This window comes from Aquimarina sp. Aq107 (genome assembly GCF_943733665.1).
Lineage (GTDB): Bacteria > Bacteroidota > Bacteroidia > Flavobacteriales > Flavobacteriaceae > Aquimarina.
Genome location: NZ_OX030782.1, coordinates 2,423,640 through 2,438,229 on the forward strand (window position 1 = coordinate 2,423,640; position 14,590 = coordinate 2,438,229).

Sequence of the window (14,590 nt, forward strand, 5' to 3'; positions counted from 1 at the left end):
TATCAAATCTTATAGTATATTTGACAAACAATAATCAAGAATGCAATTTAAACACCCAGAATTTCTTTATGCTTTATTTGCTCTTCTTATTCCTATTATTGTTCATTTATTTCAATTAAGACGTTTTCAAAAAGTACCTTTTACCAATGTACAATTTCTAAAAGCAGTTACCATTCAGACTCGTAAGAGTTCACAAATTAAAAAATGGTTAACCCTATTAGCTAGGTTATTAGCATTTGCAGCACTTATTATTGCTTTTGCTCAACCATTTTTAGCTTCAGAAGAAATCGTTGGAAAAAAAAGTGAAACTGTTATTTATCTCGACAATTCTTTTAGTATGCAAGCCAAAGGTTCTAAAGGTCCATTGCTGCAGAGAGCGATTCAGGAATTGCTTAGCTCTTTACCAGAAGATGAAGTTGTTTCCATATTTACGAATACAGAAACTTTTAAAGAGGTTACCAAAAAAGATATTCGAAATGACTTACTTCAACTAGAATATACTTCGAATCAGATAGCATATAGTGCTGCGTACTTAAAAGGAAAACAGCTTTTAGGTAATTCTCCAGAAACTATAAAACGTATCATTATGGTTTCAGATTTTCAACAAAAGGATGAAGCTTTTGACATACCTACTGACTCAGAAACCAAAACAAATCTTATAAAACTAACACCTGTAACTCGCCAGAATATTGCTATTGATAGTCTTTCTCTGAGTAGAGATGAGAATAATGAAATGGTTTTAAATGTTTTATTAAGTAATACTGATGCTCGTGCTGATAATATTTCTGTTGCTTTTTATAATGGAGAAAAATTAATTGCTAAAACAACCGCTTCTATTCCTAAAAACAGTAAAACTTCTACTCAATTTAGAGTTGATGAGAATACTAAAATTAATGGACGTATTGTTATAGAAGATCCTGCCTTAAACTTTGATAATTATCGATATTTTACCATTAATACTCCCGAAAAAATAAAAGTTGTAGCTATTAATGAAACTAACGATAATTTTATAAAAAATATTTACACATCAGATGAGTTTTTATTGATTAGTGCCAAAATAGATGAGTTAAACTATAATGATATTGGTAATGCTAATCTTGTACTAATTAATGAGATTAGGCAAATTCCTGTTTCACTAATTAATGCTCTTAAATCTTTTAAAGATCAAGGAGGTACTATTTGTTTTATTCCTGCGACGGATGGAAATCTTGCATCATACCAACAATTTATAAATAGTTTTTCTTCGGAAAGTTTAATAGCAAAAAGTGTTCAAGAAAAGAAAATAACAGGAATTAATTTTTCTCATCCTTTATACAAAGGTGTTTTTGATAAAAGAATTACCAATTTTCAGTACCCAAAGGTAAATTCCTTTTATCAAACAACTGCTAATAATACTATCTTATCTTTTGAGGATAGTAGCCCGTTTTTGTATGTAACAAAATCCATGTATGTATTTACTGCGCCTATTAATAACGAGAACTCTAATTTTAAGAATTCTCCATTAATTGTTCCCACTTTATACAACATTGGAAAACAAAGTCTAAAACTATCTGATATTTCTTATAACATAGGACAAATAAACACCTATGATATCCCTATTTCATTAGGGCAAGATGGAATTTTATCGTTAGAATCAAATGAAGAAAGTAGTATTCCATTGCAGCAAAGTTTTGCCACCAAAGTTAGAATTACAACAGACGAGGTTCCTTCTAAAGCAGGAATTTATGCTCTTAAGGACAAAGAAAAATTGATTCAACATGTGGGTTATAATTACAATACTTTAGAAAGTGATTTACAATACTATAACCTCTCTACAACAAAAGAATATGAGGTAAGCGATTCTGTAACCACTTTGTTCGAGCAAATAAAAGAAGAAACTAGTATTCACGAACTTTGGAAATGGTTTATTATTTTTGCTTTGATTTTCTTATTAATTGAAATCTTATTATTAAAATATCTCAAATGAATTTCTTATTAAAGGCAGCTACTATTTTTGATCCATCATCGCCCTTTCATAATCAAACAGTAGATATTCTTATCGAAAATGGAATCATTAAAGATATCGATTCGTTAATCGAAATAACAGAAAACGTAGAGGAAATTAAACTAGATACATTACATGTTTCTCAAGGATGGTTTGATAGTAGCGTAAGTTTTGGAGAACCGGGATATGAAGAACGAGAAACAATAACTAATGGACTTGAAGTGGCTGCTAAAAGTGGTTTTACGAGTATTGGATTAAACCCAAACACGCTTCCTATAATCGATACCAGTGCTTCTGTAGGTTTTCTGAAAGGAAAATCTCTACAAAACGCGGTAGACCTCTACCCCATAGGTTCTCTTACGACAAAATCAGAAGGTATTGACATGGCAGAGCTTTATGATATGAAACAAGCTGGAGCTATTGCTTTTGGAGATTATAAAAAACCTATCAAAAACCCAAACCTATTAAAGATTGCATTATTATATGCACAAAATTTTGACGGTATGGTCCTTTCCTTTCCACAAGATACTAGTATTGCCGGAAAAGGTATGGTACACGAAGAAAAACAAAGCACATTACTTGGACTTAAAGGTATTCCTGCTTTGGCAGAAGAATTGCAGATATCCAGAGACCTTTTCCTTTTAGAATATACTGGAGGAAAATTACATATACCGACAATTTCGACTGCAAAATCGGTTCAATTAATTAGAGAAGCAAAATCAAATAAATTAAATGTAACTTGTAGTGTTTCTGTTCATCATCTATCTCTTACTGATAAAGAATTAACAAGTTTTGACACAAATTACAAGGTACTGCCACCGTTAAGAACAAAAAAAGATGCAGATGCTTTAATTGAAGGAGTTAAAGACGGAACTATAGATATGGTTACAAGTGATCATCAACCAATAGATGTAGAAAATAAAAAAGTAGAATTTGATAATGCTATGTATGGAACAATAGGTTTAGAAAGTACTTTCGGAATTCTAAATAATATACTAGATATCAATCATACCATATCACTACTTACCAAAGGAAAATCAATATTCGGAATTGAAACAGATTCCATAGATAAGGGAAATAAAGCTAACTTGTCATTATTTACCTCAAAAGGAAATTCTATATTCAAAGAAGAACACATACGATCTACTTCTAAAAATAGCGCATTTTTAGAAAAAGCTATGAAAGGTGATACTTATGGAATTATTTCTAATGGACAAATAGTATTAAAATAAACACTTAATTCTCATGCAATCAGATTACGAAAAACAAGGTAAAACTGCAGCTATCATATCATATATAACTATAATAGGTACTATTATAGCGCTCTTTATGAATCAAGATAACAAAAACAAATTTGCTACTTTTCATATCAGACAAGCTTTAGGAATTAATATAGGTTTTTATCTGTTAGGAGCATTAGTAAGTATGTTCGATTCTTGGATAATTTCCTCTTCCTTTTACATTTTTATCTTCGTACTTTGGGTTTTTGGTTTAATAACCGCCATTAGAGAAGAACAAAAAACTGTTCCGATTGTAGGCCCCTACTTTCAAGAATGGTTTACATTCGTGAAATAAATAACACTATACAATTATTTATTCTATAAGAAATTTAGTGAGTTTTAAATCGGGAGAAAGCTTTATAACTAGTATTACAGAATCACTATCTGATTGTACTAAATATCTATATCCCTCATCTTGGTCCATTAAATCAAATTCTGAAAATTTACCTTGACTATCCATATTTTTTGTAATAAACTCCTTTACTTTATCTAAAGTAAAAGAGGCTTGTAAGTCAGTAGAAAATTGATCAAAAATTTTCTGTGAATCATTAGCGTTATACGAGGCAACGATAGTCTTCATTGTACTTTCATAATCAACATCTGTCTGGGCCACACCTATATGTAAACAAAAGAACAGACTAAAAAAGATTATTTTTCTCATCATTAAATTTATTTTAAGGAGCTTAAATTTAGGGAATATTCCACTAATAATTATCAAAATTAAGTATTAATACGTATTTAAGTAATAAGAATTATGTAATTATCAGTATTGTAAATTAAGAATTTTAAAATAATACATTAAAAAACCTGCGAAACTGATTTCGCAGGTTTTGAATTATGGTATTGTTATTATATGCTATTGTTTTGGTTTTGGACTCCATTTTAAGAAGTTCGGTTTTACGACTAACATTGCCCATCCCCAGTTTTGTAATCCGCTAGGATCAGCAACTCCTTTTAGAATTTCCATACTATCTCCAGCAAACATCTGAGAATATCCTATTTTTAAGGTAGCATATGGTAGTATTTTTTGAGTAAAAACTAAATCTAGTTCTGTACCTAAGTATGTATCATCAGTTCCAGCAATATCTTCTGCAGCAGAGAAATAGTGAAGTTTTGCCAATAAACTACTGCTTTTACCAGTTTTGATCACAGCTTTAGCATAGATATCTTGTAGCCCTACACTATTGGCATGATTCCCTACATAAAAGTAATCCATATATCCATTAAATTTATGATTCGTTCCAAAGATTGGGAAGAAGGATGTAATCTCTCCATCTGTTCCTCCATTATCATCACCACTAAGCAGTTCTCCACCTATTCCGAATAAAGTTTTTCCTGGTTTATAGGTAACCTCTAGACCGGCATTATATGCTGATAAATCAACTGTTTCTGTAAATTTTCCAGTTTGTGCATATAAGTTTAAAGCTATTTTTAATCCTTTAGCAGGTTTAGCAACTAGATGTGTACCAAAGGTTTGTCTATTTACAGTTCCATCAATTGGAGTTTGACCATCGGTATCTAAATTCTGATAAGAATTATTTACAAAAAGAAAACTCCCAGAGAATTTAGTCCAGTCTTTATGTAACCAAGCATAAGCCATTCCTTTGTAATCAAATACAGCTCTTACATTACCATCATTATTAGGATCAAATAAAGTGTTGATTCTACTTACTCCATTTTGATTAAAAGAAAAACCAAGTTCTAGTTTTAAACCATTCTCATTTTTATACTTGATTAATGCAGCATCATGAAACCTTCCTTGCATTGCCCAATCCAATCCACCAAGTATTCTCTGATCGTCATAAGAAAGTGCTTGTCTTCCTATTTTAGTAGACCATCCACTGCCAAACTTAAAATTAATCCAAGCTTGGGCTAGTGAGAAACTATTATTGTTATCAGCCGCAGCTATCTGGGGTGTATCTCCCCAAACACTTACATCCTGTACACTAAGATATGTAGAAAACTTGTCTGCAGTATATCCAAATTTTAATCGAGAACGTTGTTGTACAAATATAGCTGCATCTACTCCAGCTGGAGTTAAATTACCAAAACCGTGTAAATACTCTAATCGTGGTCTTATATCTGCATCAATACTTAATTCCTGTGCCTGTATACTACCTATTAGGAATATAGCACACATTAATAATTGTAATCTTTTTTTCATATAAATTGGTTTTTAAGATTTAGGTAAAAAAAAACGTATTAAAAAACTTGTTTAAAATACGTAATTTTCCCCGTTTAAATAACAGGTATAAACTTTAATTTATATTTTCACCTTCTCATATAAACTTGTTACTGCATTAAAAGCTTTTGTTAAATCATTGCTGATTTTATACATCTCAGACGGCTTAAATCCTTGATTCATAAGTTTTTCTTTGTTGTTTTTCACATTTTCCCACTTTGTCATTGCAACTCCTAACTTCTCATCGATTTGAGCATTATTAAAATTAGAAATCAATAACATAGTAATAGCACCATCTATTTCATTAAATACATTGTTCAGCATTAAAGCAGAATTTTTCGTTTTTAATGTGGTTTGATTAGCATAATAATATAAAGCCAATCTTTGCGAAAGCATACGTTGTCTACCCGACATGTTAATCATTTTCTTAAGCTCTAAATCGGATTCACCTAAACCTTCGTCTTCCATTAAATCATCATCACTTTTATTAGCTCCTTTAGACTCTACAATAACAGCAGATACAACATCATTAGTTGCTTTTAATAAATCTGTATTTAAATCAATAATTTTCTTAGCATTATCGTAATTAGGTGTACTTTCTATAAGTTTCTTAAACTCAGCCCAGATAGTATTAACTTTTACAATTCTATCTTTAGTTACCTTATACCCTGAATTTTGATTTATAATACCATTTTGTTTTTCAAAAATAATCTTACTTGTTAAAAGATCTCTCTTTGCTTTGGTATCACTAGGATTTTCTACTAAATATAAATAAGACTTAGCCATCTTTTGACTTAGCATTCTTTGTTTTCCAGAAATATTAACTGCTTTATTAAAGGTTAACATTCCATATTTCATACTTTGTTGTGCACTTAACGTATTTGTGCTTGATGCTACCATTCCTACTAAGAATAACAACATTATAGACTTAAATGTAAAACTATTTTTCATTGTTTAATTTTTATAATTGAGATTAATTTTTAATATTCCTCTAGGGATAAATGAGTGATTTTATTATCTGATGATAATCCTAAAACTAGAATTGTAGATGAATTTTCAAATTCCGTTAAATAACGCTTGTTACCATCATCATCCATTAAAAAAGAAGATTCTCCCATCGATCCTTTTTTTGATTGATTATTGGTAATAAAACTTTTAACTTTATCTAATGTAAATGACGATTGTAGATCAGGAGAGAATAATCCGAAAAGAGAGTCGGCATTCTTAGCATTATAGGCATCAGAAATTTTTGTTATAGTCATCTGATAACTATCTTCTGTTTGTGTAAAACTAAAACATATACACAGTAATAGTAAGTAGGTAATTTTTTTCATAAAGTTTGGGATTTGAAATTAAAAGGTTAATATTTGATTAATAAATTTTATGATTTTAAATTTACGGTTAAACCGTAAAAAAGTGTTAATACTACTTGTCAAAACTATTTACAAAATCGCTAAAAAGCATTTTTTATCGATTAAACGTGGCTTCAGAACGATCATTAACAAGAATAATACGATCAATAGTTAATACTAAACACCGAATAAATATTAAATTTTATAATAACAGAGTTAAGCATTACTTGTAATCGCTAAAAGCTCATGAATAATTATAAAATAATGGTTTTCAGTTTTTTAAAAAAAATAACATAAATCTAAAATTTGTATTAAAATTTACTAAACCTATGTTAACTTTACGGTTAAACCATAATTTTAATACGTTTTTAACATAAAATTAACTAGCGTTTAATATCAAAACGTTAAAAAATGACTCAGGAATGAAATATCTGTACTAAAAAGCATAAAACATTAATTAATAGATATTTAATAAAAATACGGTTCGTTAAAAAGTATTAATATTAAAATTAACAGATACAGTATCTCATTTTTATGAAAAGAATAACCAAAATAATTTTAAAAATCTTAGTCATATGTCTTTTAACAATGTTAACTCAAATTGGTGGCCTATTTTACTTTATTGCTGAAGTAATCACTTCTAAAAAATCAAAAAACTATCGATTAAAAAAAATAAGTTGGTTTATTGGATTATACCTATTCAGTACATTTTTTATAGTACCGTATATAGCTCCTCTTTTTGGAAGAGAAAAAATTATAAATACTGAATTTATACAATCCTGTACTGTTTTAACCAAACTTAGTAATAGGAACTACGTTACTCCAGAATTAAATATATCATTACAAAATATTGCTAGGACGATTCATCAGAAAAATAGTGGTATTAAACTTATATACCTTGATGCTAATTTTCCTTTTATTGATGGATTCCCTTTACCTCCTCACCTAAGTCATAATGATGGTAAAAAAATTGACATATCTTTTATTTATGAAAATAATGATGGTTTAATTACTAATAAAAAACCAGCACTATTTGGGTATGGTATATATGAAGAACCAAGCCCTATTGAATATAATCAAATAGAAGTCTGCAAAAAAAAGGGGTATTGGCAATATGATTTTGCCAAATACTTAACTTTTGGGGTTTCAAATAATCAACTTAAGCTTTCAAAAAAAGCTACAAAAGATTTACTTTTGGCAATTGTAAATCAAAAAGAAGTCGGAAAGGTCTTTATAGAACCTCATTTAAAAAATCGATTGAGCATACAACATCCTAAAATTCGATTTCATGGTTGTCAAGCGGTAAGACATGATGACCATATTCATTTACAACTAAAATAGACCTTAATGGGCTATGACTAACTTAAACAAACAATATGCAAACTAAATCGTTATCGCTACATCATATTATTAAAGAACCAGCAATAAAAAAAGACAAAACACCTGTTTTATTTATGTTTCACGGGTATGGTAGTGATGAAAATGATTTGTTTTCTTTTTCTTCGGAATTACAAGAAGAATTATTCATTATTTCTGTAAGAGCACCTTATCCTATGCAACCTTATGGTAATGCTTGGTATGCGATCTATTTTGATGCTGCTCAAGGAAAGTTTAGTGATGATGAACAGGCTATTGAATCTCGTGATAAAATAGCTACGTTTATAGACGAGGCAGTTATTGCATATAATTTAGATCCTACCAGCGTAACACTACTTGGTTTTAGTCAAGGTACAATTCTTAGTTATTCTGTAGCACTTTCATATCCCGAAAAAATAAAAAATGTAGTAGCCTTAAGTGGATACTTAAATGAAGATATCATTAAAGAGGGTTACGATCGTAATGACTTTTCAAAACTAAACATATACTGCTCGCATGGTAGCGTAGATCAAGTTATCCCCATAGATTGGGCAAGAAAAGCTCCTGTTAAGTTAAAAGAGTTAGGCATACACACTTCGCTAAACGAATTCCCAGTTGGTCACGGAGTAGATCCCCGTAATTTTTATCAATTTAAAGAATGGTTGACTAAGCATATTTAGAAAAGCGGTATAAACCATAATAAGCGATAGTTTTTTTCGTTGGAATAAAGACACTTATCTCAAACTCCAAACATGAAAACACTATCCTCAATAATTGTTTTCGTATTCTTAACTATTACCTTTTTAGGTAATGCACAGATTACGTATGAAACCGCTTTCCCTAATATTGATTTTGAATTTCCAGTTGAAATACAATCTCCCAGTGATGGAACCGATCGAATTTTTATTGTTGAACAAAGAGGAAGGGTTAAAGTTTTTCCTCGAATTAGTAATGTTTCGGCTAATAATGTAGATACCTTTTTAGATATCACAGATCGTGTACGTTTTAGAGACGGTCAAGAAGTTGGATTGTTAGGATTGGCTTTTCATCCTGATTATGAAAATAATGGATATTTTTACACTTACTACACTACAGATAGCCCAGTGTCAGGTATATCGGTGAGAATGGTACTTTCTAGGTTTACGGTAAGTAATTCTAATTCTAACTTTGTAGATCCAGATAGTGAATTGGTGATTTTTCAGTTCGATAAAAATCAGAATAATAGCAACCACAATGGAGGTAAAATTGCTTTTGGTCTAGATGAATATCTTTATATATCCATTGGTGATGGTGGAGGCGGAAATGATCCTGAAGGGAATGGACAAAATAAAAATACTGTTTTTGGTAGTATTCTTCGTATCGATGTAGACTTAGATGGAAATAATTCAGTAGAAACGAATCCAGATTTACCAAATGGTAATTATGAAATTCCAAGTGATAACCCTTTTGCCAATTCTGATGGATTAGATGAGATATATGCATATGGCATTAGAAATACTTGGAAGTTCTCATTTGATAATGAATCTGGTAGATTATGGGGAGCTGATGTTGGTCAAGGAGCTTTTGAAGAGGTAAATATAATTGAAAATGGAAAAAACTATGGTTGGAGTCGATTTGAAGCCAATTCTGTGGCTAATAGTAATGTAACCATCAATGAACCTACTGTTTTTCCGGTTCATTTTTATAACCGAAATCAAGGAGATCGTTCCATAACTGGTGGCTATGTTTATCGAGGCTCAGAGATCACGAGTCTAAATCCTGATATTAACTCTAAATATATTTTTGGAGATTATGTAAGTGGAAGAGTTTGGGTACTGGATTATAACCCTTCTTCTGGAACAGCTAACAGTACATTATTATTTAATACATCTGGTGAGTTTGTTTCTTCTTTTGGAGTAGATAAAAATGGTGAATTATATTTTAGTGATTATGGAAGTAATGCACAAATCTATAAACTAGTGGATGGAACGACCACAACACCAGGAACTGCTATAAGTGGTATTGGACAATGGCAATCATTAAATCAAGGAGTTCCCAATGGAGTCATTCAAGCTATCGTAACAGATACTAATGGCGATGTATATCACGCTGGAACTTTTAGTGAAGTAGGAAATATAAGCGCTAATAATATCGCCGTTTGGAATGAATCATCTGGATGGAGATCGCTAGGTATTGGATCTAATGGAACTATTAATACACTTAAAATTTCTTCTAATGGAAATTTATATGCTGGAGGAGCTTTTACTGAAATAGGAGGTGTTTCTGCACAAAATATAGCCGTCTGGAATGGGAACAACTGGTCTGCATTAGGATCAGGAATAGATGGAACAATAGCGTCTATTGAAATTGATGATAATAACAACATATATGCTGGAGGTGTTTTTGAAACAATAAATGGGAACACTGTAAGAAATATTGCATTATGGAATGGCACAACTTGGTCAGCATTAACTGATGTAACTAGTGGAATAGCAGGAACAAATAATGAAGTAAGATCATTGGCATTAGACACAGACGGAATACTATATGTAGGTGGAAATTTTGACGAAGCTGGAAACGTTACTGCGAATAGAATTGCTACTTGGAATGGAACTAACTGGGGAGCATTAGGTACAGGAACTAGTGGTTTTGTAGAGGCAATCGCAATAACTCCAACAGAAGTGTTTATTGGAGGTAATTTTTCTATAGCAGGTGGTCAAACTGTTAATAGAATAGCAAGATGGAATAAAAGCAATACTACTTGGTCATCTGTTAATAATGGAGTGAATAATATAGTAAACACATTAATTCACGATGGAAATAATTTATACGTCGCTGGTGCTTTTGACACTGCCAATATTGATACTAATAATAGTGTTATTGTTAATAATATCGCAAGATGGAATGAAACAAATGGTTGGGAAGCATTAGGTACTGATATTAATGTTGGAGTAGATATTAAAATAAACACCATGAGTTTTGCATCCGATAATGAAGGTATTAATACTGTTTTTGCTGGCGGTAATTTCTCTACTGCAGGAGCTATCAATGCTAGTAATACTGCGCAATGGATATCCGAGAATACTTTAACTATTCCTGAAACAAATGAACCAACCACCTTTTTATACCCTAATCCAACTAATGGCATAGTACAATTACCTAAAGAAAACGAGTGGATACTTACTAATAATATCGGCAAAATAATTAATAAAGGAAAAAGTACTACTATCGATATTTCTGGGTATGCTACCGGTATGTACTTTTTGAAATTAAAAGACAAAAAGACTTTAAAGATCATTAAAAAATAGAAAGCAAATTTTAACGATATTTATCCCCAAGACCAACTCCTCTTAAGATCATAGGTGTTATTTTTTCTAACCTCGAAGCTTTGGTAGTATCTCTTTTTGCATTAGTAATATATTCTGCGTATTCTTTTTGTTTAAACCGAGGCAACTTCTCAAAACTATTTTTTAGATCCTTATTAGCTTCTAAAATTACTTTTAACTCTTCTGGTATATTAATATTGGTTGAAGGTTTTTTAATTGTTATTTCTTTACCATCTTTTTGATTTTGTATCGCTTCAAGAACGTATTGTAACACTAAGTCTTTTTCTATTTCTTCATAAGAAGAAAATCTCCATTGTCGCAAACCTTTTGTCTTTCCTTCTTGTGCATTAATCAATTTACCTTGATCGTCTTTTAGAAACACTCCTTGATGAAACCATATCCCCACATAAGATTTAAATGCTGTTAAACCTATTACATTCTTACCACCTATCATATATGTTGGTGTACCCCACTTCATTGTTTCCTCCATTTCTGTAGAAATCATAATAGATCTTAATAATTCTAAGCTTTTTTTCCAGTGTAACTTACTGTTAATAAAAGTATCTACTGTTTTATTATTCTCCAAAACACAAAAAATATAGTTCTATTTTCTCTCTAAAATAGATATTACTCTGCCAAGTACTCTTTTAATCTTTGTCCTAAAAAATAATTCCAACCTGCTATACAACTCTCTCTTGCAAATTCGGGAATATCAGATGGAAAATCTTCAGTTACCGTAAGGGATAATTTAAGTCTAGTTTGATGATCTGTTTTAAATAATTCAAAAGTCACAAACGCATCTCCTGGATATTCTATATAACTCCAAGTATATGTAATTTTCTTTATCGGAATTACTTCGGTTACTTCCCAACAATGTGTATAATTTCTATCTTCGACCTGCACTAAGAATTGGGTTTTAAAACCAACTTCTGCTTTAAATGATTTAATAGCTTCAAAAAACCAGAATTTCATTTCCTTCACACCTGTTATTGCTCTCCAAACTTTCTCTTCAGAAGCATTATAATATTCTTCAATAATTATGGGATCATCAGTAACTTTCATTATCTTAAATAATTAAATTTCAATTATTTATTAGCTTTACTAAATTAAACAAGTTATATGTATTAACAAAAAAATACTATGGCATTGAATTTGATCAATTATCAAAAAAACAATCAACTCATGAGAACGTTACTTTATTTTGTCTTTATCCTATTCTTATTCTCAGCTTGTTTTCCCACTAAAATAGCACCTACTATTAAAGATGATAAAGTAATGGTTGCCAAAAAGTTTAAAAAAGGGCTCCCAAAAAGAAGTTCTTTTATTTTTGAGGATCCAAAAAATGCTAATGAGTTTTATCAATATATCAACAACAAATTTAAATTGAACGATGAAAACGTTGGATGGAATGTTCCGATCTTGGTAAACGACACAAAATATTACCTCTCATTTTATGAAGTAGAAAGAACCACAAAAACGATCAATTTAGCGCCAATTATTATTGATGCTGCTTTAGAACCAAATGACCATATTCCGATTCTTGAAGAATTGTATACAAGTCGTGATGGAAAATGGTATGTCGTACTTACAGTAAGTGATGATGAATTTAAAGATTGCCTTAAAGAAGGGTATTCTGAAAGAGATGAAATAGTAGTACTTCTTAGACAACTTAGAAAAGAATATCTTGCAACCAGTGATTATAGATCTTTATTTTTTAAAAAATAAAACCAAATCATATACCATAAACTCGTTATTCACTAGGGCTTTTAAAAGAATTTTAATGTATTGGTATATAAAAGTCAACTAAGCATTTGTTATCTGGATGATTTCTGAAATCATTATGATATATTTCGAATGGAGTTACCTCTGATTTCTTATATCCTTGTTCGTTCATCCAAACAAAAAGACTACTCCAAGATTTTTCAAAATCTTCAGGAGTAATTTCAAAAGATCCAACGATATTTCTCCCCTTTTTAATAATAACTGGGCTGATTTCACCTTCAGAAACAAAAGGTTCGTTCATCAATATACAAACACTCATTCTAACTTTATCTGGTGATGTTACCTTGAAACTATCATGAAATATTCTTGCCATTTTAGTATCAGGGGTTTCCATAATTCCTTTAGATCTCCCCCATTTTATTAACTTTTCAAAAACATTTCCTATCCCTTCTATCCCAATATGAGTAATACTTGCAAAATGTAATTCTGGTACTTCTATTACTTCGATTTTTGCATTCATTTTAATCCAATTTAAATGATTATTAATGTTACAAATGTATTTTTCAAAAATCGATTCCTCTTGTCCAATCTTGCTTTCTACTTTACTAATCTTGCTAAATTTACCAGGAAGTTGTTTTCTAAAATCGGTCGGACTTACTCCATAAAAATTTTTAAAAGCTCTAGTGAATGAAGAATTACTACTAAAACCATATTGAAGCGATAGCTCAGCAATACTAACTTCATTTTTATGCATAAGCTCTAAAGCGATTTTTTCAATACGTCTTCTATTTACATAGGAATTCAGTGTCTCACCTATTACGGCCTTAAAAATTCTATGAAAATGAAATGGAGAATACAGTGCAACCTTCGCAACTGATTCTAAGGATAAATCTTCGTCTAAATACTCATCAATATAAATAAGAACAAGATTAATTCTATTTATATATTCTTTATTTGATTGTTCTTTTGAATTGAATTTCATTAAAACATTTTTATAAAATTAATCCAAATCATCTCGATCAAAATCTTTAACAAAATCAGTAGTGTTTTTAAAACCTAACTTTTCAAGTTTTTCAAAATAGGGTATATAATCAGATTCTTCAAATTCACATGTATCAACATTCCACAAAAAATGTATAATCCACTGATACCATCTTGCCGGGGCTGGATATTTTCTTAAATACGTTATACGATCGTCAAAATTTAAAACTTCTTGATCCAACCATTCATTTAAAATCATTATGTGAGTTTCTCCTCCTCCCATTCTCCAACCGATACTATACGGATGAAGATTAGGTCCGTATATCCATGGTGGAGGAATATCACCATACTTTTTTATTAGTTCATCACTGGCTTTTATATACCACTCAGAGTTTTTATAATCTCCCATATATTCGATAAACAATACT

At 30.5% G+C, this 14,590-nt stretch carries 15 protein-coding genes; 7 read left to right on the forward strand and 8 right to left on the reverse strand.

All coding sequences use genetic code 11. From position 1 onward, the window contains the following. Positions 1–40 precede the first annotated feature (40 nt). The 3 genes from NMK29_RS10225 to NMK29_RS10235 are packed head-to-tail and all read left to right on the forward strand — an operon-like array spanning position 41 to position 3,559. Positions 41–1,966 (forward strand): BatA and WFA domain-containing protein, encoded by a 1,926-nt coding sequence (locus NMK29_RS10225; protein ID WP_108803997.1) that lies wholly within the window; start codon positions 41–43, stop codon positions 1,964–1,966. Next, entirely contained in the window at positions 1,963–3,216 is a 1,254-nt protein-coding gene (locus NMK29_RS10230; protein ID WP_108803996.1) for a dihydroorotase family protein, read from the forward strand. The genes NMK29_RS10225 and NMK29_RS10230 overlap by 4 nt, the downstream gene beginning before the upstream one ends. Before the next feature lie 13 nt (positions 3,217–3,229). Then, positions 3,230–3,559, forward strand: a complete 330-nt coding sequence (locus tag NMK29_RS10235) for a DUF4870 domain-containing protein (protein ID WP_108803995.1) — start codon at positions 3,230–3,232, stop codon at positions 3,557–3,559. A gap of 18 nt (positions 3,560–3,577) precedes the next feature. On the opposite strand, the gene NMK29_RS10240 is transcribed toward NMK29_RS10235, so the two are convergent. From NMK29_RS10240 to NMK29_RS10255, 4 genes are all read right to left on the reverse strand, one after another. Continuing rightward, a complete protein-coding gene (locus NMK29_RS10240) occupies positions 3,578–3,925 on the reverse strand; it encodes a hypothetical protein (protein ID WP_159092261.1) in 348 nt (115 codons plus the stop codon). Between the two features lie 195 nt (positions 3,926–4,120). After that, positions 4,121–5,428, reverse strand: coding sequence for an alginate export family protein (locus NMK29_RS10245; RefSeq protein ID WP_254097206.1), 1,308 nt, complete (start codon positions 5,426–5,428; stop codon positions 4,121–4,123). Between the two features lie 99 nt (positions 5,429–5,527). Further along, on the reverse strand, positions 5,528–6,397 hold the full coding sequence (locus NMK29_RS10250) for a type IV pili methyl-accepting chemotaxis transducer N-terminal domain-containing protein (protein WP_108805451.1): 870 nt from the start codon (positions 6,395–6,397) through the stop codon (positions 5,528–5,530). 29 nt (positions 6,398–6,426) lie between these two features. Beyond that, on the reverse strand, positions 6,427–6,780 hold the full coding sequence (locus NMK29_RS10255) for a hypothetical protein (RefSeq protein WP_108805450.1): 354 nt from the start codon (positions 6,778–6,780) through the stop codon (positions 6,427–6,429). Positions 6,781–7,386: 606 nt separating this feature from the next. Here NMK29_RS10255 and NMK29_RS10260 point away from each other — a divergent pair. The 3 genes from NMK29_RS10260 to NMK29_RS10270 all read left to right on the forward strand — a co-directional run bounded on the left by NMK29_RS10260 (position 7,387) and on the right by NMK29_RS10270 (position 11,441). Then, positions 7,387–8,139, forward strand: a complete 753-nt coding sequence (locus NMK29_RS10260) for a hypothetical protein (RefSeq protein ID WP_234424342.1) — start codon at positions 7,387–7,389, stop codon at positions 8,137–8,139. Between the two features lie 35 nt (positions 8,140–8,174). After that, positions 8,175–8,834 carry an alpha/beta hydrolase gene (locus NMK29_RS10265; RefSeq protein ID WP_108805448.1) on the forward strand — a complete coding sequence of 220 codons (660 nt, stop codon included), beginning with the start codon at positions 8,175–8,177 and terminating at the stop codon, positions 8,832–8,834. 72 nt (positions 8,835–8,906) lie between these two features. Continuing rightward, positions 8,907–11,441, forward strand: a complete 2,535-nt coding sequence (locus tag NMK29_RS10270) for a PQQ-dependent sugar dehydrogenase (RefSeq protein ID WP_108805447.1) — start codon at positions 8,907–8,909, stop codon at positions 11,439–11,441. Positions 11,442–11,451: 10 nt separating this feature from the next. Here the strand turns inward: NMK29_RS10270 and NMK29_RS10275 are convergent, their stop codons facing one another. After that, entirely contained in the window at positions 11,452–12,045 is a 594-nt protein-coding gene (locus tag NMK29_RS10275) for a YdeI family protein (protein WP_108805446.1), read from the reverse strand. Positions 12,046–12,086: 41 nt separating this feature from the next. Further along, positions 12,087–12,521 (reverse strand): SRPBCC domain-containing protein, encoded by a 435-nt coding sequence (locus NMK29_RS10280; protein ID WP_108805445.1) that lies wholly within the window; start codon positions 12,519–12,521, stop codon positions 12,087–12,089. Between the two features lie 120 nt (positions 12,522–12,641). On the opposite strand from NMK29_RS10280, the gene NMK29_RS10285 reads away from it, so the two are divergent. Continuing rightward, the gene (locus tag NMK29_RS10285; protein ID WP_108805444.1) at positions 12,642–13,184 is read left to right on the forward strand and encodes a hypothetical protein; all 543 of its coding nucleotides are present in this window, start codon (positions 12,642–12,644) and stop codon (positions 13,182–13,184) included. A 52-nt stretch (positions 13,185–13,236) separates the two neighbouring features. Here the strand turns inward: NMK29_RS10285 and NMK29_RS10290 are convergent, their stop codons facing one another. After that, positions 13,237–14,163 (reverse strand): GyrI-like domain-containing protein, encoded by a 927-nt coding sequence (locus tag NMK29_RS10290; RefSeq protein ID WP_108805443.1) that lies wholly within the window; start codon positions 14,161–14,163, stop codon positions 13,237–13,239. Between the two features lie 18 nt (positions 14,164–14,181). Beyond that, positions 14,182–14,586 carry a hypothetical protein gene (locus NMK29_RS10295; RefSeq protein ID WP_199915075.1) on the reverse strand — a complete coding sequence of 135 codons (405 nt, stop codon included), beginning with the start codon at positions 14,584–14,586 and terminating at the stop codon, positions 14,182–14,184. Positions 14,587–14,590 lie beyond the last annotated feature (4 nt).

Bases quoted from the DNA above. Each gene is read 5' to 3' on its own strand.
- NMK29_RS10280 (WP_108805445.1), bottom strand. From the start codon at position 12,521: ATGAAAGTTACTGATGATCCCATAATTATTGAAGAATATTATAATGCT.
- NMK29_RS10240 (WP_159092261.1), bottom strand. From the start codon at position 3,925: ATGAGAAAAATAATCTTTTTTAGTCTGTTCTTTTGTTTACATATAGGT.
- NMK29_RS10270 (WP_108805447.1), top strand. From the start codon at position 8,907: ATGAAAACACTATCCTCAATAATTGTTTTCGTATTCTTAACTATTACC.
- NMK29_RS10255 (WP_108805450.1), bottom strand. From the start codon at position 6,780: ATGAAAAAAATTACCTACTTACTATTACTGTGTATATGTTTTAGTTTT.
- NMK29_RS10260 (WP_234424342.1), top strand. From the start codon at position 7,387: ATGTTAACTCAAATTGGTGGCCTATTTTACTTTATTGCTGAAGTAATC.
- NMK29_RS10250 (WP_108805451.1), bottom strand. From the start codon at position 6,397: ATGAAAAATAGTTTTACATTTAAGTCTATAATGTTGTTATTCTTAGTA.
- NMK29_RS10225 (WP_108803997.1), top strand. From the start codon at position 41: ATGCAATTTAAACACCCAGAATTTCTTTATGCTTTATTTGCTCTTCTT.
- NMK29_RS10230 (WP_108803996.1), top strand. From the start codon at position 1,963: ATGAATTTCTTATTAAAGGCAGCTACTATTTTTGATCCATCATCGCCC.
- NMK29_RS10290 (WP_108805443.1), bottom strand. From the start codon at position 14,163: ATGAAATTCAATTCAAAAGAACAATCAAATAAAGAATATATAAATAGA.
- NMK29_RS10285 (WP_108805444.1), top strand. From the start codon at position 12,642: ATGAGAACGTTACTTTATTTTGTCTTTATCCTATTCTTATTCTCAGCT.
- NMK29_RS10265 (WP_108805448.1), top strand. From the start codon at position 8,175: ATGCAAACTAAATCGTTATCGCTACATCATATTATTAAAGAACCAGCA.
- NMK29_RS10235 (WP_108803995.1), top strand. From the start codon at position 3,230: ATGCAATCAGATTACGAAAAACAAGGTAAAACTGCAGCTATCATATCA.
- NMK29_RS10245 (WP_254097206.1), bottom strand. From the start codon at position 5,428: ATGAAAAAAAGATTACAATTATTAATGTGTGCTATATTCCTAATAGGT.